This window comes from Burkholderia sp. AU16741 (genome assembly GCF_002223345.1).
In the GTDB taxonomy this organism is placed as follows: domain Bacteria; phylum Pseudomonadota; class Gammaproteobacteria; order Burkholderiales; family Burkholderiaceae; genus Burkholderia; species Burkholderia sola.
Genome location: NZ_NKEZ01000003.1, coordinates 958,149 through 976,755 on the forward strand (window position 1 = coordinate 958,149; position 18,607 = coordinate 976,755).

The following is an 18,607-nucleotide window of genomic DNA, read 5'->3' on the forward strand; positions in this document are numbered from 1 at the left end:
GAGACAACTGAAATGGGCAATGTGAACCCGGTCGCGGATGCGCAGACCATGACACTCAAGTCGCGGCATGCGAAGTGGCCGCCGGAACTGAGCATCTTCCTCGTGCTGGTCGGCATCAGCCTGTTCTTCGAGATCGTCGGCTGGATCGTCGTCGGCCAGAGCTTCCTGTTCAATGCCGAGCGGCTCGAGATCATCGTGCTGCAGATGGCCGTGATCGGCATCATCGCGGTCGGCGTGAACCTCGTGATCATCACCAGCGGGATCGATTTGTCGTCGGGGTCGGTCGTCGCGGCGGCCGCCGTCGTGTCGGCGAGCCTCGCGCAGGTGTCCGACTTCCCGCGCGCGGTGTTTCCGCACCTGACCGACCTGCCGGTCATCTGGCCGGTGCTGGCCGGCGTGTGTGTCGGGCTGCTGGTCGGCCTGCTGAACGGCACGCTGATCGCGCTGACGGGCATCCCGCCGTTCATCGCGACGCTCGGCACGATGGTCGCCGCGCGCGGCTTCGCGAAATGGTTCACCAACGGGATGCCGGTGTCGATGCTGACCGACCCGTTCGCGGCGATCGGCGCGGGGGCGAATCCGGTGATCATCTTCCTGGTGGTGGCCGCGATCTTCCACGTCGTGCTGCGCTATACGCGCTTCGGCAAGTACACCTATGCGATCGGCGCGAACCGCCACGCGGCCGTCGTGTCGGGCATCAACGTCACGCGGCACCTGATTTTCGTCTACGCGATCGCGGGCCTGTTGAGCGGGATCGCCGGCACCGTGACGGCCGCGCGCGCGATTTCCGGCCAGTCGGGCATGGGCGTGATGTACGAGCTCGATGCGATCGCGGCCGTCGTGATCGGCGGCACGTCGCTGTCGGGCGGCCTCGGCCGCGTGACGGGCACCGTGATCGGCGTGCTGATCCTCGGCGTGATGACGTCGGGCTTCACGTTCATCCGCATCGACGCGTATTACCAGGAGATGGTGAAGGGCGCGATCATCGTCGCGGCCGTGATCGCCGATCAGTACCGCAACAAGAAATCGCGTCGCTGATCGAGCTCACCGCCGCCGAAACCACCGAACCCCGAAACCACGGAACGACCCGGGAAGAAGATGAAGATCGCGCCGGACCTCTGCATGATTCGCCACCTGCCGCTCGACCGGCTGCCGCACGCGGCGGCCGAGCTCGGCTACGACCCGATCGATCGCACCGCACGCTGACCGATTACCGACCGGCGCGGCACGGGCCGCGCCGCTGATGAACGAACGACTGGAGAGAACTGCATGACCTTGCAAATCGGCGTGATCGGCTGCGGCGCGATCGGCCAGGACCACATTCGCAGACTGACCCGCACGCTGTCCGGCGCGCGCGTCGTGGCCGTCAACGACATCGATCCGCAGCAGGCGCGCGACGCGGTGACGAAATACGGGCTCGACGCCGAGATCTACGGCGACGGCCACGAAGTGGTCGCGGCCGCCGACGTGCAGGCCGTGCTCGTCACGTCGTGGGGGCCGACACACGAAGCGTTCGTGCTCGACGCGATCGCGCACGGCAAGCCGGTGTTCTGCGAGAAGCCGCTGGCCGTCACGGCCGACGGCTGCATGCGGATCGTCGAAGCCGAAGTCGCGCACGGCAAGCGGCTCGTGCAGGTCGGCTTCATGCGGCCGTACGACGAAGGCTATCGCGCGCTCAAGCGCGTGATCGACAGCGGCCGGATCGGCGCGCCGCTGATGCTGCATTGCGCGCACCGCAACCAGTCGGTCGGCGAGCGCTACACGACCGACATGGCGATCACCGACACGCTGATCCACGAACTCGACGTGCTGCGCTGGCTGCTCGGCGAGGATTACACGAGCGCGCAGGTCGTCTATCCGAAGAAGACGCGCCATGCGAGCACGCATCTCGCCGATCCGCAGATCGTGCTGCTCGAAACCGCGAGCGGCGTGCGCATCGACGTCGAGATCTTCGTGAACTGCCAGTACGGCTACGACATCCAGTGCGAGGTGGTCGGCGAGCAGGGCATCGCGAAGCTGCCCGATCCGCCGGCCGTCGGGCTCAAGCATGCGGCGCGGCAGTCGGTCGAGATCATGACCGACTGGAAGGAGCGCTTCATCGCGTCGTACGACGTCGAGCTGCAGGCGTTCATCGACGGCGTGCGGCAGGGCGCGCTGACCGGGCCGTCCGCGTGGGACGGCTACGCGGCGGCGGTCGCGGCCGACGCGTGCGTGCGCGCACAGCGGAGCGGCGCGGTCGAGCCGATCGCGATGGCCGACCGTCCCGCGTTCTATCGCGGTTGACCCGCGCGTTCGCCGCTTACTTGCCGGATCGACCGAATGACGATGAAGATTGGCTGCGCGCCGTGCTGCTGGGGCGTCGACGACGTGAAGAACCCGCACCTGCCGCCGTGGCGGCACGTGCTCGCCGAGGCCGCGCAGGCCGGCTACTCGGGCATCGAGCTCGGGCCGTACGGCTACCTCCCGCTCGACCTCGACGTGGTGAGCGCCGAGCTCGAGCGCCAGCGCCTGAGCATCACGGCCGGCACGATCTTCGACGACCTCGTGTCGCCGGAGAACCTGCCGAACCTGCTGCGCCAGACGCGCGACATCTGCGCGCTGATCACGCGGTTGCCGAAGCTGCCGACGCAGGACGGCCAGCGCTACGCGGCGCCGTACCTCGTCGTGATCGACTGGGGCCACGAGGCGCGCGACTACGCGGCCGGCCACGGCGATCGCGCGCCGCGGCTGTCCGACGCACGCTGGGCGCGAATGGTCGACCACATCCGGCAGGTCGCGACGATCGCGCGCGACGAATTCGGCGTGCGCGCGGTGATCCATCCGCATGCGGGCGGCCATATCGAATTCGCGGACGAGATCGACCGGATCGTCGCCGATGTTCCGGCCGACACGGCGGGCCTGTGTCTCGACACCGGCCACCTGCATTACTCGGGCATGGACCCGGAAACGTGGCTGCGCCGCCATGCGGAGCGGCTCGACTACGTGCATTTCAAGGACATCGACGCGGCCGTCTACGACGCGGTGATGGGCGAGCACATCGCGTTTTTCGCGGCGTGCGCGCGCGGCGTGATGTGCCCGATCGGCGCCGGCGTGCTCGATTACCCGGCGATCCGCCGCGCGCTCGTCGACGTCGGCTATGCCGGCTACATCACGATCGAACAGGAGCGCGACCCGCGCAACGCCGGCACGAGCCTGCGCGACGTCGCCGCGAGCCGCGCGTTTCTCGCGTCGGCCGGTTTTGCATGCCCCCCTGAACCCGTACCAGGAACACCATCATGATTGACGGACAGATTCTGCTTGGACATTCGATTCGCTGGGGCTTGGTCGGCGGCGGGCTCGGCAGCCAGATCGGCTATAGCCACCGGTCGGCCGCGCTGCGCGACGGCAGCTTCCAACTGGTTGCCGGCGCATTCGACATCGATCCCGAACGCGGCCGCCAGTTCGGCGTGAAACTGGGCGTCGCGGCCGAGCGCTGCTATCCCGACTACGCGACGATGTTCGACGCCGAGGCGCGGCGCCCGGACGGCATTCGCGCGGTATCGATCGCGACGCCGAACAACACGCACTTCGAGATCTGCCGCGCCGCGCTGAACGCGGGGTTGCACGTGGTCTGCGAGAAGCCGCTGTGCTTCACGACCGAGGAGGCCGAGGCGCTGCAGCGCCTGTCGGTCGAGAAGAACCGGATCGTCGGCGTCGCGTACGGCTATTCCGGACACCAGATGATCGAGCAGGCGCGCGAGATGATCGCGCGCGGCGGCCTCGGCGAGATCCGCATCGTGCAGATGCAGTTCGCGCACGGCTTCCACAGCGAGGGCGTCGAGGCCGCGAGCGCGGCCGCGCGCTGGCGCGTCGATCCGAAGTTCGCGGGCCCGAGCTACGTGCTGGGCGATATCGGCACGCATCCGTTGTACATCTCCGAGGTGATGGCGCCGGCGCTGAAGATCCGCCGGCTGATGTGTTCGCGGCAGAGCTTCGTGAAGAGCCGCGCGCCGCTCGAGGACAACGCGTTCACGATCATGGAATACGACACCGGCGCGATCGGCTACGTGTGGTCGAGCGCGGTGAACGCCGGCTCGATGCATGGGCAGAAGGTGCGCGTGATCGGTTCGAAGGCGAGCATCGAATGGTGGGATGAACACCCGAACCAGTTGCGCTACGAAATCCAGGGGCATCCCGCGCAGGTGCTCGATCGCGGGATGCCGTACCTGCATCCGCACGCCTTGCGCGAAGACCGCATCGGCGCCGGGCATCCGGAAGGGCTGTTCGAAGCATGGTCGAATCTCTACGCGCGCTTCGCGCTCGCGATGGACGCGGCTGATCGCGGCGACGCCGCGGCGGTGAAGGCCATCCGCATTCCGGACGTGCACGCGGGCGTCGAGGGCGTGCGCTGGGTCGAGAATTGCGTGCGTTCCGCCGACGCGGGCAGCGTGTGGGTCGACTATCGTTGAACGGAGGCGGGCCGGCCGCGCCGCGCGTCGGCGCGACGGCCGGCCTCGGTACACATCCTGATCTTTACGCCGCCGCGAGCGCGTTGGACAATCGCTTCCAGTCTTGCCGTGGAGCGTATGCAAGTGATGATCGAGCGCGTGGGAGCGAGCGGGGCGGCGCGGGCCGTGCCGCAAACGTGATTAAATTCGCCCTTCATGCATGTATCCAGTCGAGCCCCGGGCCGCGCCGGCCAGCCACGCGCGCGCATCGGGGCCGTCAACTTCGCGCTATCCGATGAGTTCATCCGAGAAACCTCCCGCCACCGTCGAGCAGTTCCTGCAACACCTGACGCAGGAGTACGACGGCCTCAGCAATCGCCTGAAGGTGATCGCGCGCCACGTGGAAACGCATCGGGACCAGCTTGGGCTGGAGGGCATCCAGTCGCTCGCCGAGGCCTGCGGCGTCCAGCCGTCGGCCGTCGTGCGCTTCGCGAAGCACTTCGGCTTCTCCGGTTTCTCGGAGATGCAGCGGCTGTTCCGCGAAGGGCTCGCGCAGCAGATCGCGCCGGGGCGCGCCTACAACCTGCGTGTGCGCGACGTGATCGAATCGGGTTCGTCGAGCCTGCAACCGGAACAGATCGCCGACGAATTCATCAAGGGCAGCATTGCCGGAATGCAGCAGTTGCGGCAGACGCTCGATTCGCAGGCGCTCGCGCAGGCCGTCGACCTGCTCGCCGAGACGCAGGCGATCTGGATCGCCGGGTCGCGGCGCGCGTTTCCGATCGCCGTGTATCTCGACTATGCGCTGCAGCACACCGACAAGCGCATCGGGCTGTTCAGCGCGCTCGGCAGCATGCATCTCGGCCAGATCCGGTCGGTGCGCGAGGGCGACGTGATGATCGTGATCTCGTTCATGCCGTACGCGGACGAGACCGTGCAGGTCGCGCAGCAGGCCGCGCGGCGCGGCGCGCGGCTGATCGCGATCACCGACAGCCGGATGAGCCCGCTCGCGCGCGAGGCGGAAGTGACGCTGATGGTGCAGGACAGCGCGACGTTCGGCTTCCGCGCGCTGACGGCCACGATGGGCCTCGCGCAGAGCCTGTTCGTCGCGCTCGCGTACCGGCTCGAGCTGTCGTATCTGCCGACCGCCGACGGTGCGCATGGCACGAAGGCCGGTTGATCCCGACTGCCGGTGCGCCGCCCGCCGAACGGATCGGCGGATGGCGCACCGGCCGGCTTACTTCGCGGTCGGCATCGCGAATTCGGCGCCCTTGCCGATGCTCGACGACCAGCGCTGCATCACCGACTTCTGACGCGTGTAGAAGCGCACGCCTTCTTCGCCGTACGCGTGCATGTCGCCGAACAGGCTCTTCTTCCAGCCGCCGAAGCCGTGCCACGCCATCGGCACCGGGATCGGCACGTTGATGCCGACCATCCCGACCTGGATGCGCCGCGCGAATTCGCGCGCGATGCCGCCGTCGCTCGTGAAGCACGACACGCCGTTGCCGAATTCGTGCGCGTTGATCAGGTCGACCGCTTCGCCGAAGTCCTTCACGCGCACGCAGCCGAGCACCGGCCCGAAGATTTCTTCCTTGTAGATCCGCATGTCGGGGCGCACGTGATCGAACAGCGTGCCGCCGGTGAAGAAGCCGGCCTCGCGGCCCGGCACGCGCAGCCCGCGCCCGTCCACCACCAGTTGCGCGCCCTCGTTCACGCCTTGCTCGATATAGCCTTCGATGCGCTTGAGCGCTTCGCCGGTGACGATCGGTCCCATCTCGACTTCCGGCGACATCCCGTCGCCGATCACCAGCTTGCGCGCGCGCTCGGCCACGGCCGGCACGATCTGGTCGGCCACGTCGCCGACCAGCACCGCGATGCTGATCGCCATGCAGCGCTCGCCGGCCGAGCCGTACGCGGCGCCGATCAGCGCGTCGACCGCTTGCTCGACGTTCGCGTCGGGCATTACGACGAGGTGGTTCTTCGCGCCGCCGAGCGCCTGCACGCGCTTGCCCGACTGCACCGCGCGCTGCTGCACGTAGGCCGCGATCGGCGTCGAGCCGACGAAGCTGACGGCCTGCACGTCCGGGTGGTCGAGCAGCGCATCGACCGCGCCCTTGTCGCCCTGCACGACGTTGAACACGCCGGCCGGCAGCCCTGCCTGCGCGAGCAGGTCGGCGATGAACAGCGCGGCCGACGGGTCGCGCTCGCTCGGCTTTAGCACGAACGTGTTGCCCGTCGCGAGCGCGACCGGGAACATCCAGCACGGCACCATGCACGGGAAGTTGAACGGCGTGATGCCCGCGACGACGCCGAGCGGCTGGCGCATCGTCCAGTTGTCGATGCCGGTGCTGACCTGGTCGGTGAAGTCGCCCTTCAGCAGTTGCGGCACGCCGCATGCGAATTCGACGATGTCGATGCCGCGCGCGACTTCGCCCTGCGCGTCGGAGAACACCTTGCCGTGCTCGGCCGTGATGATTGCCGCGAGCGTGTCGCGGTGCTCGTTCATCAGTTGCAGGAAGCGGTGCAGCACGCGCGCGCGGCGGATCGGCGGTGTCGCGGCCCAGTCCGGGAACGCGGCGTGGGCGGACGCGACGGCCCGCTCGACTTCGTCGCTGCCGGCGAGCGCGACGCGGCGCACCGCGCGGCCGAGCGACGGATTCAGGACATCCTGGAAGCGGCCGCTGCGGCCGGCGACGGGCGCGCCGTCGATGTAGTGGCCGACGTCGGCGTCGGACGTATACGCGGGAACCGTGGTCATGCGTGTCTCCTGGGATGGGGGGTGAACCGGGCCTAGTCTAGGCAAAGCGGCGGGGCGGGAGAAGGCCGCGCAGCTTGATTCACTGTTCAGAATTCTGAATAATTACTGGATGAATCAGCAAAATGTCCAGGCGCTCTGGCCGCATATCCATTCGCTGACGGTGCTGGCCGCGGCCGGCAGTTTCACGGCTGCCGCGCAGCGGCTCGGCATCAGCAAGGCCGCGATGAGCCAGCGCATCGCCGATCTCGAAAAGGCGGCCGGCGTGCCGCTCGTGCGCCGCACCACGCGCAGCGTGCGGCTCACCGACGCGGGCCAGACGCTCGTCGACAGCACGCGCGACGCGTTCGAGTCGATCGGCCAGCATTTCGCGCGGGTGAAGGATCTCGCCGGCGAGCCGCGCGGGCTGCTGCGTGTCACGGTGCCGGTCGCGCTCGGGCGCCAGCAGGTCGTGCCGCACCTGCCCGAGTTCTTGCGCCAGCATCCGGGTGTCCAGATCGAGCTCGACCTGTCGGACCGCCTGCATTCGCTGACGCAGGAGGGCTTCGATCTCGCGATCCGCCATACGACCACCGCGCCGCAGACCCACGTCGCGTGGAAGCTGTGCGACACGCGTTCGCTGCTGGTCGCGAGCCGCGACTATCTCGATGCGCGCGGCGCGCCGCGCCACCCCAGCGAGCTCGTCGATCACAGCTGCCTGTGCTACCTGCGCGACAACGAGCCGGCCGCGTGGAGCTTCGAGCCGGACGGCCGCCGGCGCGAGCGCGTGAGCGTGCCGGTGCGCGGCAGTTTCGCGGCGAACAACAGCGAAGCGATGCGGGAGGCCGCGCTCGGCGGGCTCGGCATCGCGCTGCTGCCCGATTTCAGCGCGCGGCGCGATCTCGACGCCGGCCGGCTCGTCGCGTTGCTCGACGGCTGGCGTCCGTCGGGCGCGTTCGGCGACCACATTTTCGCGATCCGCCCGTACAGCCCGGTCGTGCCGAGTGCGGTGCGCGCGCTCGTGCGGCACCTGCGCGAGCGGCTCGCGGGCGGCTTCTCCGGCGCGTGAGCCGGGTGCCCGCGGGCGCCCGGCCGTCGGCGGCCCGGGCAGGCGCGGCGGCGCTGCGGTAAAATCGCGGCTTCCTCCCGCGCCACGTGTGGCGCGTCATTCGAAGGTCGACAACCGATGCAGATTCACAAGGAAGTGGACGCGCGCGGGCTCAATTGCCCGTTGCCGATCCTGCGTGCCAAGAAAGCGCTTGCCGATATGGAAAGCGGGCAGATCCTCAAGGTGCTCGCGACCGATCCGGGCTCGCAGCGCGATTTCGCCGCGTTCGCGAAGCAGACGGGCAACGAGATCGTCGAATCGACGACCCAGGACAAGACCTTCGTGTTCCTGATGCGCCGCCGCTGAAGGCGCGCATCACGTGTCCCGCCGCGCCCGGCACCGCTGGCCGGCCACACTTTTCTGACAATTCTTAAACCTCGTTGCGTGACCGGCTGCGTATACTGACCCGGCCGGTCGTCCGCTCCCAGCGGAGGCGCCGGCCACGGTACGTCGCACGGCGGGCTCGGGGGGCATGCCTGACGCTACCGTCGTACAACGGGGAGAGGACATGTCCTTCAGACCAGGGACCCTTCGAAGTCCGTCCGGAGCGGCAAGCATTGCGCCCGTGCGCACCTCGGAATTGAGCCGGATCGAGCTCGATCCGCAGCGGGACCGCCACGCGCGTGCCGCGCTGGAGGCCTATGCGGATTCGGCCGCGGCCGAGATGCCGTGGCTGGCCGAATGGCTGGACGAACGGCTGCGCGACGCCGCGCGGGACGACGGCTCGGGCCTGACCTACTGCGGTGCGACGATCGAACGCGTGTTCGATCTGGCGCAGGCATGGGCGGCGGGCCAGCCCGACTACGCGGGCGGCGCGTGGGAGCGCGTGCGCGACCAGCTGCAGCGGATGCTGGCGCAACCGCCGCTGCCGCAGCGGCCGTCGCCACGCATGCCGACGGATGATTTCGCCGAGCCGGTGGCCGGCATCGCGGGCGCCGAATAGGCGTCCGATTGCGCAAGAGAAAGGATTATTCGAAGAAAGGGCGATAGTCCGCGCAATTTCTTGGCGAATTTCATACTACTATGATGAAATCGCCGGTTCGTCCGTGCCCCGTTTTTGAGATATTTAGCCGGGTCGCCGGCTTGCGCAGGTTAGCGCGAGCGGCGAACGATGGCTCGCCGGCCGGTATCCGGCCGCCGCGCGCAGGTTGCGCGGCCGAGGCAGGCGGGGAGCCGAATGGACGAATCGACTTCGATTTGCGGGGTGCTATGAGAATTGCTGTACTGGATGACGATCCGGCCCAGACGGATTTCGTCAGTCAAACGCTGACGGCCGTGGGCCATACGTGCTACGCGTTCAAGGAAGGCAAGGCCCTGAAGAAGCGCCTGCAGCGCGAGACGTTCGACCTGCTGGTGCTCGACTGGAACGTGCCCGACATGTCCGGCGAGGAAGTGCTCAAGTGGGTGCGGGCGAACCAGACCGAGCACAGCCTGCCGATCATCTTCATGACGAGCCGCGACGACGAGGCCGGGATCACGCAGATCCTCAACGCCGGCGCCGACGATTACGTGGTCAAGCCCGTGTCGGGCCCGATCCTGCGCGCACGTATCGGTTCACTGCTGCGCCGCGCGTATCCGGTCAATGCCGAGGCCACGGTCCGCGAATTCGATCAGTTCCGTTTCGACGTGAACCTGAAGCAGGCGTACGTCGGCGACAAGGCCGTGAGCCTCACGCAAAAGGAATTCGAGCTCGCGCTACTGCTGTTCCAGCATCTCGACCGCCCGCTGTCGCGCGCGCACATTCTCGACCTCGTGTGGAAGCAGGCGACCGACATTCCGTCGCGCACGATGGATACGCACATCTCGATGCTGCGCACCAAGCTCGGCCTGCGGCCCGAAAACGGCTACCGTCTCGCGCCGATCTACGGATACGGCTACCGGCTCGAACGGGTCGGTCAGGGGGAACCGGAGTGACCGCGCGCATCACGCGGCGCACGGCGGGCTTGTGCACGGCGGTGTTGCGCGCGGCCTGTGCGGTCGCGTTCGCGTTCGCCGCGCAGCAGGCCGCGGCGCAGCCGCCCGCCGCCGCGGGCAAGACGGTCGTGTATCGCACGCAGGCGGGCGACACGCTGTACGACGTCGCCGCGCGCTACCTGCAGGGCGCGGACGACTGGCAACTGCTCCAGCAGATCAACGGCGTGCCGGCGCCGAAGCACCTGCAGCCCGGCATCGCGCTGAAGCTGCCGGTCGCGCGGCTGCGCAAGGAAAAGCTCACCGCGCGCGTGGTCGCGGTGCAGGGCACGGCCGAGCGCGCGTCCGGCGCCGCGTTCGCGCCGCTCGCGAACGATGCGACGCTCGCCGAAGGCGACCGCGTGCGCACGGGCCCGAACGGCTTCGTGACGATCGAGCTGGCCGACGGCACGCACATGAGCCTGCCGCCCGACAGCCAGCTCGACCTGAAGTCGTTGCGCCGCACGGTGCTGACCGGCACGCTCGATCGCGAGTTCGAACTCACGCGCGGTTCGGTCGAAAGCGAAGTCACCCACCTGAAGAAACGCGACGACCGCTTTCAGATCCGCTCGCCGTCGGTCGTGGCCGGCGTGCGCGGCACGCGCTTTCGCGTGAACTACGACGCGGCCGGCACGGCGGCGACGCGCGTCGAAGTGCTCGACGGCACCGTCGGCGTCGCGGGCGGCCGGCAGCCGGCCGGCGCGACGCTCGTGCATGCGAACTTCGGCAGCGTCGCGACGTCGTCGGGCGCGGTCGGCGCGCCGGTCGAGCTGCTGGGCGCCCCCGCGCTCGCGCATCCGGACAAGGTGCAGGACGAGCCCGACGTCGCATTCGACGTCGCGCCGCTCGCGCACGCGCAAGCGTATCGCGTGCAACTCGCGCACGACGCGGGGCTGCTCGACCTGTTCCGCGAAACGCGTACCGATTCGCCGCGCGCGGTATTCCGCGACGTGCCGAACGGCAACTACTTCGTGCGGATCGCCGCGATCGATGCGAACGGCCTCGAGGGGCTGCCGCGCACCTATGCGTTCGAGCGCCGCGTGATGGGGCTCGACGCGAGCGCGTCGCAGGGCGCGGGCGGTTACGAGTTCCGCTGGGCGCCGAACGGGGCGGGCCAGAACGCGCGTTACCGGTTCGTGCTGTCGCGTTCGAAGGACCTGAGCGCGCCGGTCGTCGACCAGGTCGGCCTGCACGCGCGCCAGATCACCGTCGCGCACCTGCCGCCGGGCGACTATTTCTGGGCCGTGACCGTCGAGGAATTCGAAGGCGGCAAGTTCTACGAGAAGACCAGTCCGGTCAACGCGTTCACGTTGTCGCGCTGACCCGCGGCGCATGAAACCCGATTCCGTTTCCACACGGCGGCACCTCGGCCGCCGCTTCCTGATCGAATGGATCGCGATCGGCTGCCTCGGGGTCGCGGTGATCCTCGCGTGCGCGCTCGGCCGTCTGTCGTCGAGCGTCGACGGGTTGATCTACGACCGGCTGCTGATGCTGCGCAGCCTGCCGCTGTCACCCGACGTGGTGGTCGTCGACATCGACAACCAGAGCGTATCCGCGCTCGGCCGCTGGCCGTGGCCGCGCGACGTGCACGCACGGCTGCTCGACACGCTCGCGCGCGCGCAGCCGGCCGCCGTCGTCTACGACGTGCTGTTTACCGAACCGTCGCCGGAGGATCGCGCGTTCGCGGACGCGATGAGTCGCGTGCCGACCTTCCTGCCGGTGCTGCTGAGCCCCGAGCAGGCGGACGGCACGCGATCCGTCGATCCGCCGGTCGCAGCGCTCGCGGCGCAGGCGACGGGGCTCGGCCATATCAATCTCGAAGTCGATCGCGACGGCATCGTGCGCAGCGTCGCGCTGTTCGAAAGCGACGGCCGCGTGCGCTGGCCGCAATTGATGGTGCCCGTCTATCGCGCGATCCAGGCCGGCCGACTGCACCCGGTCGGCGGCGTGCCCGGCGCGAACGCGCACGACTTGTCGCGCGATGCGGCGGGCGAGGGCCGCTATCTGATCCCGTTCAGCCGCAACACGCCCGCGTATCCGACGCTGTCGTTCGACGACGTGCTCGAAGGGCGCGTGAAGCCCGACGCACTGCGCGGCAAGGTCGTCGTCGTCGGCGTGACGGCGTCCGGGCTGTACGATCGCTTCGCGACGCCGGTGTCCGGCGAGTTCGGCCCGCTCGCCGGCGTGTACATCCATGCGAACGTGCTCGACATGCTGGCGACCGGCAGCGCGATCTCGCCCGCGTCGCCGCTGGGGCTGTTCGTCGCGTCGCTGCTGCCGCTCGCCGTGTTGCTGGGCGGTTTCCTGATGCTGTCGCCGTGGCGCGCGCTGCTGCTGACGCTGAGCCTCGCCGCGCTCTCCGTCGTCGGGAGCCTGGCGCTGCTGTTCGAGGCGCGCATCTGGCTGACGCCGGCGCCCGCGATCTTCGGGCTGATCGCCGTCTATCCGATCTGGAACTGGCGGCGGCTGGAAATGACGATGTCGTACCTGCGCCGCGAGCTGCAGAAGCTCGCGGACGAGCCGCACCTGCTGCCCGAGGCGCCGCGCACGCGCAGCGTCGGCGGCGACGTGCTGGAGCGGCAGATGGCGCTGATGGCGCAGGCCGCGCAGCGCGTGCAGGACATGAAGCGCTTCGTGTGGGACAGCCTCGACAGCATGCCCGAGCCGATCTTCGTGACCGACCTCGACGGCACCGTGCTGATCGCGAACCACGCGGCGAAACGCTACGGCTCGCGGCTCGCGCTGCCGCTGCCGGAAGGGCGGCCGCTGCGCACCGCGCTCGGCGAATTGACGTTCATGAAGACCGTCGACGGCAACGCCGAGCACGACGTGACGATCCGCGAGCACTGGCCGGCCGCGCTCGACCCGACGCTCGGGGCCGAGCACGACGCGATGGCGCGCGGCATCGAGGTGCGCGATCGCGACGGGCTCGACCACCTGCTACGCTACGCGGCGTGCACGAACGCGCAGGGCCGCGTGACCGGCTGGATCGCCGGCCTCGTCGACGTGACCGAACTGCACGCGGCCGAGCGGCAGCGCGAGGAAGCGCTGCACCTGCTGTCGCACGACATGCGTTCGCCGCAGTCGTCGATTCTCGCGCTGGTCGAGATCGAGCGCGACCGCGTCGAGAGCGACGCGATGCGCGGGCTGCTCGCGCGGATCGAGCGCTATGCGCACCGCGCGCTGTCGCTCGCCGACGAGTTCGTGCAACTGGCGCGCGCCGAGTCGCAGGCGTACCAGCTCGAGGCGACGAGCCTCGTCGACGTGCTGATCGATGCGAGCGACGAGGTGTGGCCGCAGGCGCAGGCGAAGCACATCCGCGTCGAGACCGACGTGGGCGGCGACATGTGCTGGGTGCGCGCGGACCGCTCGCTGATCACGCGTGCCTTCGTGAACCTGCTGAACAACGCGGTCAAATACAGTCCGTCCGACACGGTGATCACGTGTACGCTGACGGTCGAGCACGCATCGAAGCGGATGTTCTGTACGATTCGCGATCAGGGGTACGGCATTGCGCCGGAAGATCAGCGGCATCTGTTCGAGCGTTTCAAGCGATTCCATGCCGGCGAGCGGCCCGACATCCCGGGTTCCGGGCTCGGCATGGCGTTCGTGAAGACGGTCGTCACGCGCCATGGGGGCAGCGTGTCGGTCGACAGCGAAGTGGGTGTCGGCACCGCGGTGACGGTGTCGCTGCCCGCGATCGACGAGCCGTCCGCCTGACAGGGCCGGGCACGACGGCAGGTATTTGGGGAAAGCCATGAGAAAGCAATGGGCGGCGACCGCGCTGGCGGCGTCGCTGTTGACGGGTTGCGCCGGCGTGACGAGCGGCGTGAGTGCGGTCGGGCAGCCGAATGCATTTGCATCGGGGGCGCACGGCTACGATTTCGTGCGGACGGCCGCGCAGGCGGGCGACGCCGAGTACCGGCGGATCGAGACGCTCGTGCGCGACGAACTCGCGCGCCGCGGCTTCGATGCGCAGCCGCTCAAGGACGCGCGCTACCGCTTGTCGATCGCGTATGCGACGCAGCCGGCGGCGGTCGCGGCGAGCGCCGAGCAGTGCGGCGCGGCGAGCAGCGCATGCGTGACGGTCGACGGGCCCGCGCCGCTCGCGCTGCCGTTCATGGGCCGCGTGTACCGCCACGTGCTGACGCTGCGCTTCGTCGATGCGAAATCGGGCGCCGACGTCTATCGCGTGTCCGCATCGCTGCGCGACCGCGATCCGGGCACGCAGCAGGCCGCGCCGGCGCTCGTGAAGAGCGCGCTGGCGAAGGTGCCGTTCGGCGACGGCAGCGGCTGGCTCGTCAAGACGAAAAAAGACGACGCGGGCGGCATGCCGGGCGTCGTCTCGGTGAAGCCGGCCGACGCGCGCTGAAGCGGTGGCCGCGAGGTGAGGGCGGGCCCGCCGGGGCGGGCCCTTGCCGCGTTCAGACGGTGGTTTGTCCGCCGTCGCGCGTGCGCAGGTACGTTTCGAACTCCGCACCGACTTCCGGGTGGCGCAGCGCGAATTCGACCGTCGCCTTCAGGTAGCCGAGCTTGCTGCCGCAGTCGTAGCGCGTGCCCTGATACTTGTAGGCCAGCACCTGTTCGTCGGCGAGCAGCGCCTGGATCGCGTCGGTGAGCTGCAGTTCGCCGCCCGCGCCCGGTTTCAGCGCGCGCAGATGCTCGAAGATCCGCGGCTTCAGGATGTAGCGGCCGACCACGCCGAGGTTCGACGGTGCGACTTCCGGCGCCGGCTTCTCGACGATCGCCGACATCTTGACGATCGACTCTTCCCATTCCTTGCCGTCGACAATCCCGTACGACTTCGTCTCCGACGGCGGGATTTCTTCGACGCCGATCACCGAGCTGTGATAGTGGTCGAACACGTCGACCATCTGCTTCATCACCGGCGGGTTGCCGTCGAGCAGGTCGTCCGCGAGGATCACCGCGAACGGGTTGTCGGCGACCAGCTTTTCCGCGCATAGCACCGCGTGGCCGAGGCCGAGCGCTTCCGGCTGGCGCACGTAGAAGCAGTCGACATGGCTCGGCTTGATGCTGCGCACGAGTTCGAGCAGCTTTTCCTTGCCGCGTGCCTCGAGTTCGGCCTCGACCTCGTACGACTTGTCGAAGTGGTCCTCGATCGCGCGCTTGCTGCGCCCGGTCACGAAGATCATTTCGGTGATGCCCGCGGCGATCGCTTCCTCGACCGCGTACTGGATCAGCGGCTTGTCGACGACGGGCAGCATTTCCTTCGGGCTCGCCTTCGTTGCCGGCAGGAACCGCGTGCCGAGGCCGGCCACGGGGAATACCGCCTTGGTGACTTTCAACATGATCGAACCTTTATTCCTGTAATCGACTTGTCAGACGGACTATGTTCACGTTCCGATTATAGTGAACGCAAACGACCTTACCGTTTGTTACGCAGGCAACCGATCGAGCTGCGCGCGCAGTTTGTCGAGCGTGCCCTGGAATTCCGCGACGCGTTTCTGCTCCTGCTCGACCACGGCCGGCGGCGCTTTCGCGACGAATGCCTCGTTGCCGAGCTTCGCGTTGCACTTCGCGATCTCGCCCGTCAGGCGGGCGATTTCCTTCGACAGGCGCTCGCGTTCGGCCGCCACGTCGATTTCCACCTTCAGCACCAGCTTGTTCGGGCCGACGATCGCGATCGGCGCGCCGTGTGCCTCCTTGTCCAGCGCCGCCTCGTCCGCGAGGATCTGCACTTCCGACAGGCGCGCGAGCGCCTGGACGTACGGCGCGAACGAGCGCAGGCGCTCGGCGTCGCCGGCCGCCAGCAGCGGCACCTTGGTGGCCGGCGACAGGTTCATCTCGCCGCGCAGGTTGCGGCACGCGTCGACGATCGCCTTCAGGTCGGCCACCCACTGTTCGGACGCCTCGTCGAGCTTCTGCAGGTTCGCGACCGGATACGCCTGCGTCATCAGCGACGCTTCGCCCTCGGCGTTGCCCTGCGGATAGCGGCCGGCGAGCGGCGCGACCTTCTGCCAGAGCGCTTCGGTGATGAACGGGATGACCGGGTGCGCGAGGCGCAGCACCGTTTCCAGCACGCGCAGCAGCGTGCGGCGCGTCGCGCGCTGCTGTTCCGGCGTGCCGTTCTGGATCTGCACCTTCGCGAGTTCGAGATACCAGTCGCAGTACTCGTCCCACACGAACTTGTAGATGCTGCTCGCGATGTTGTCGAAGCGGTAATCGGCGAAACCCTTCGCGATGTCGGCTTCGGTGCGCTGCAAGAGCGACACGATCCAGCGGTCGGCCGCCGAGAAATCGAGGTAGCCGCCGGGGCCGCAGTCGCCCGCGTCGCACACTTCCGGCTTGTCGGCGCCGCAGTCATGCCCTTCGCAGTTCATCAGCACGAAGCGCGTCGCGTTCCACAGCTTGTTGCAGAAGTTGCGGTAGCCTTCGCAGCGCGCGAGGTCGAAGTTCACGTTGCGGCCGAGCGTCGCCATCGACGCCATCGTGAAGCGCAGCGCGTCGGTGCCGAACGCGGGGATGCCGTCCGGGAATTCCTTGCGCGTCTTCTTCTCGATCGTCGCGGCCTGCTTCGGGTTCATCAGGCCCGTCGTGCGCTTCGCGACCAGCGCCTCGAGGTCGATGCCGTCGACGATGTCGATCGGGTCGAGCGTGTTGCCCTTGCTCTTCGACATCTTCTGGCCTTCCGCGTCGCGCACGAGGCCGTGCATGTAGACGGTCTGGAACGGCACCTTGCCGGTGAAGTGCGTGGTCATCATCACCATCCGGGCGACCCAGAAGAAGATGATGTCGAAGCCGGTGACGAGCACCGACGACGGCAGGAAGTGCTTCAGTTCGGGCGTTTCGTTCGGCCAGCCGAGCGACGAGAACGGCACGAGCGCCGACGAGAACCACGTGTCGAGCACGTCTTCGTCGCGCTTGAGCGCGCCCGTGTAACCCTTGGCCGCGGCCTGCGCGCGCGCGTCTTCCTCGTTGCGCGCGACGAACACCTCGCCGTTCTCGCCGTACCACGCGGGAATCTGGTGGCCCCACCACAGCTGGCGCGAGATGCACCAGTCCTGGATGTTCTCGAGCCACTGGTAGTAGGTGGTCGTCCAGTTTTCCGGGACGAACTTGATCTGGCCGTCGCGCACGACGTCGAGCGATACCTCGGTAATCGACTTGCCCGGATGGAACGTGCCTTCCGGCGCCGGCTTCGTCATTGCGACGAACCACTGGTCGGTCAGCAGCGGCTCGATCACGACGCCCGTGCGGTCGCCGCGCGGCACCATCAGCTTGTGCGGTTTCACCGAGTCGAGGAAGCCTTGCGCGTCGAGGTCGGCGACGATCGCCTTGCGCGCGTCGAAGCGGTCGAGGCCGCGATACTGCTCGGGGCCGTTGTCGTTGATCTTCGCGTCGAGCGTCAGGATCTCGATCGGCGCGAGCTTGTGGCGCAGGCCGACCTGGTAGTCGTTGAAGTCGTGCGCGGGCGTGACCTTCACGACGCCCGTGCCGAACTCGCGGTCGACGTAGTCGTCGGCGATCACCGGAATCTCGCGGCCCGTCAGCGGCAGCGTCACCCGCTTGCCGATCAGGTGCGCGTAGCGTTCGTCTTCCGGATGGACCATCAGCGCGACGTCGCCGAGCATCGTTTCGGGACGCGTGGTGGCGACCGTCAGCGAGCCCGAGCCGTCGACGAGCGGGTAGCGGATGTGCCACAGATGGCCGTTTTCCTCTTCGCTGACGACTTCCAGGTCCGACACGGCGGTGAGCAGCACCGGATCCCAGTTGACCAGACGCTTGCCGCGGTAGATCAGGCCCTGTTCATACAGCGTGACGAACACGTCGCGCACGGCGGCCGACATCTTGTCGTCCATCGTGAAGTATTCGCGCGACCAGTCGGTCGATGCGCCGAGGCGGCGCACCTGGTCCGTGATCGTCGAACCGGATTTCTGCTTCCATTCCCACACGCGCTCGACGAACTTCTCGCGGCCGAGGTCGTGGCGCGACACGCCCTGCGCGTCGAGCTGGCGCTCGACGACGATCTGGGTCGCGATCCCCGCGTGGTCGGTGCCGGGCACCCACAGCGTGTTCTCGCCGAGCATCCGGTGATAGCGGGCGAGGCCGTCCATGATCGTCTGGTTGAACGCGTGGCCCATGTGCAGCGTGCCCGTCACGTTCGGCGGCGGCAACTGGATCGCGAAATCGGGGCGGGCCGGATCGAATGCCGGGGCGGCATAGCCGCGTTTTTCCCACTCCGGCCCCCATTGGGACTCGATGGTATGGGGCTCGAAGCTCTTCGCAAGCGTGTTGTCGCTCATGTTGGAAATCTGCCGAAAAATGCGTGAATTGGATGCCGAATCCGACAATTATAAATGGATGCCCATCGGCCAGCCATCGCCTTGCCGGTGCGGGCCTGTCGGCGCGCGGCCGCAACGTGCCCGC

15 protein-coding genes and 1 pseudogene are annotated in these 18,607 nt (G+C 68.3%); 13 read left to right on the forward strand and 3 right to left on the reverse strand.

What is annotated here, in order from left to right; translation table 11 throughout:
* Positions 1-12: 12 nt before the first annotated feature.
* The 6 genes and pseudogenes from CFB89_RS06865 (at position 13) to CFB89_RS06885 (ending at position 5,607) form a co-directional block, all read left to right on the forward strand.
* The gene (locus CFB89_RS06865) at positions 13-1,038 is read left to right on the forward strand and encodes an ABC transporter permease (protein WP_089467243.1); all 1,026 of its coding nucleotides are present in this window, start codon (positions 13-15) and stop codon (positions 1,036-1,038) included.
* Positions 1,039-1,098: 60 nt separating this feature from the next.
* Positions 1,099-1,203: pseudogene (locus tag CFB89_RS34045) on the forward strand (sugar phosphate isomerase/epimerase); the annotation flags it as partial.
* 66 nt (positions 1,204-1,269) lie between these two features.
* On the forward strand, positions 1,270-2,283 hold the full coding sequence (locus tag CFB89_RS06870) for a Gfo/Idh/MocA family protein (protein ID WP_089467244.1): 1,014 nt from the start codon (positions 1,270-1,272) through the stop codon (positions 2,281-2,283).
* Positions 2,284-2,319: 36 nt separating this feature from the next.
* Entirely contained in the window at positions 2,320-3,279 is a 960-nt protein-coding gene (locus CFB89_RS06875) for a TIM barrel protein (RefSeq protein ID WP_089467245.1), read from the forward strand.
* On the forward strand, positions 3,276-4,448 hold the full coding sequence (locus CFB89_RS06880) for a Gfo/Idh/MocA family protein (RefSeq protein WP_089467246.1): 1,173 nt from the start codon (positions 3,276-3,278) through the stop codon (positions 4,446-4,448). Before CFB89_RS06875 ends, CFB89_RS06880 begins: the two co-directional genes overlap by 4 nt.
* A 274-nt stretch (positions 4,449-4,722) precedes the next feature.
* Positions 4,723-5,607, forward strand: a complete 885-nt coding sequence (locus CFB89_RS06885) for a MurR/RpiR family transcriptional regulator (protein ID WP_089467247.1) — start codon at positions 4,723-4,725, stop codon at positions 5,605-5,607.
* Between the two features lie 57 nt (positions 5,608-5,664).
* Here CFB89_RS06885 and CFB89_RS06890 read toward each other — a convergent pair whose 3' ends face one another.
* On the reverse strand, positions 5,665-7,185 hold the full coding sequence (locus tag CFB89_RS06890; RefSeq protein ID WP_089467248.1) for a CoA-acylating methylmalonate-semialdehyde dehydrogenase: 1,521 nt from the start codon (positions 7,183-7,185) through the stop codon (positions 5,665-5,667).
* 109 nt (positions 7,186-7,294) lie between these two features.
* Here CFB89_RS06890 and CFB89_RS06895 point away from each other — a divergent pair, with 109 nt between their 5' ends.
* From CFB89_RS06895 to CFB89_RS06925, 7 genes are all read left to right on the forward strand, one after another.
* Positions 7,295-8,230, forward strand: a complete 936-nt coding sequence (locus CFB89_RS06895) for a LysR family transcriptional regulator (RefSeq protein WP_089467249.1) — start codon at positions 7,295-7,297, stop codon at positions 8,228-8,230.
* A gap of 117 nt (positions 8,231-8,347) precedes the next feature.
* Entirely contained in the window at positions 8,348-8,575 is a 228-nt protein-coding gene (locus CFB89_RS06900; RefSeq protein WP_006402122.1) for a sulfurtransferase TusA family protein, read from the forward strand.
* 202 nt (positions 8,576-8,777) lie between these two features.
* Entirely contained in the window at positions 8,778-9,212 is a 435-nt protein-coding gene (locus tag CFB89_RS06905; RefSeq protein WP_089467250.1) for a peptidase, read from the forward strand.
* Between the two features lie 266 nt (positions 9,213-9,478).
* Entirely contained in the window at positions 9,479-10,183 is a 705-nt protein-coding gene (locus tag CFB89_RS06910) for a response regulator transcription factor (protein WP_006490421.1), read from the forward strand.
* The gene (locus CFB89_RS06915) at positions 10,180-11,541 is read left to right on the forward strand and encodes a FecR domain-containing protein (RefSeq protein ID WP_089467251.1); all 1,362 of its coding nucleotides are present in this window, start codon (positions 10,180-10,182) and stop codon (positions 11,539-11,541) included. The genes CFB89_RS06910 and CFB89_RS06915 overlap by 4 nt, the downstream gene beginning before the upstream one ends.
* A 10-nt stretch (positions 11,542-11,551) precedes the next feature.
* Positions 11,552-13,939, forward strand: a complete 2,388-nt coding sequence (locus CFB89_RS06920; RefSeq protein ID WP_089467252.1) for a CHASE2 domain-containing protein — start codon at positions 11,552-11,554, stop codon at positions 13,937-13,939.
* Positions 13,940-13,976: 37 nt separating this feature from the next.
* A complete protein-coding gene (locus CFB89_RS06925; RefSeq protein WP_089467253.1) occupies positions 13,977-14,591 on the forward strand; it encodes a DUF4136 domain-containing protein in 615 nt (204 codons plus the stop codon).
* 52 nt (positions 14,592-14,643) lie between these two features.
* Here the strand turns inward: CFB89_RS06925 and galU are convergent, their stop codons facing one another.
* Both galU and CFB89_RS06935 read right to left on the reverse strand, forming a co-directional pair.
* Positions 14,644-15,528 (reverse strand): UTP--glucose-1-phosphate uridylyltransferase GalU, encoded by an 885-nt coding sequence (gene galU / locus CFB89_RS06930; protein WP_089467254.1) that lies wholly within the window; start codon positions 15,526-15,528, stop codon positions 14,644-14,646.
* Between the two features lie 87 nt (positions 15,529-15,615).
* Positions 15,616-18,483: a valine--tRNA ligase gene (locus CFB89_RS06935; protein WP_089467255.1), complete on the reverse strand. Its 2,868-nt coding sequence runs from the start codon at positions 18,481-18,483 to the stop codon at positions 15,616-15,618.
* Positions 18,484-18,607 lie beyond the last annotated feature (124 nt).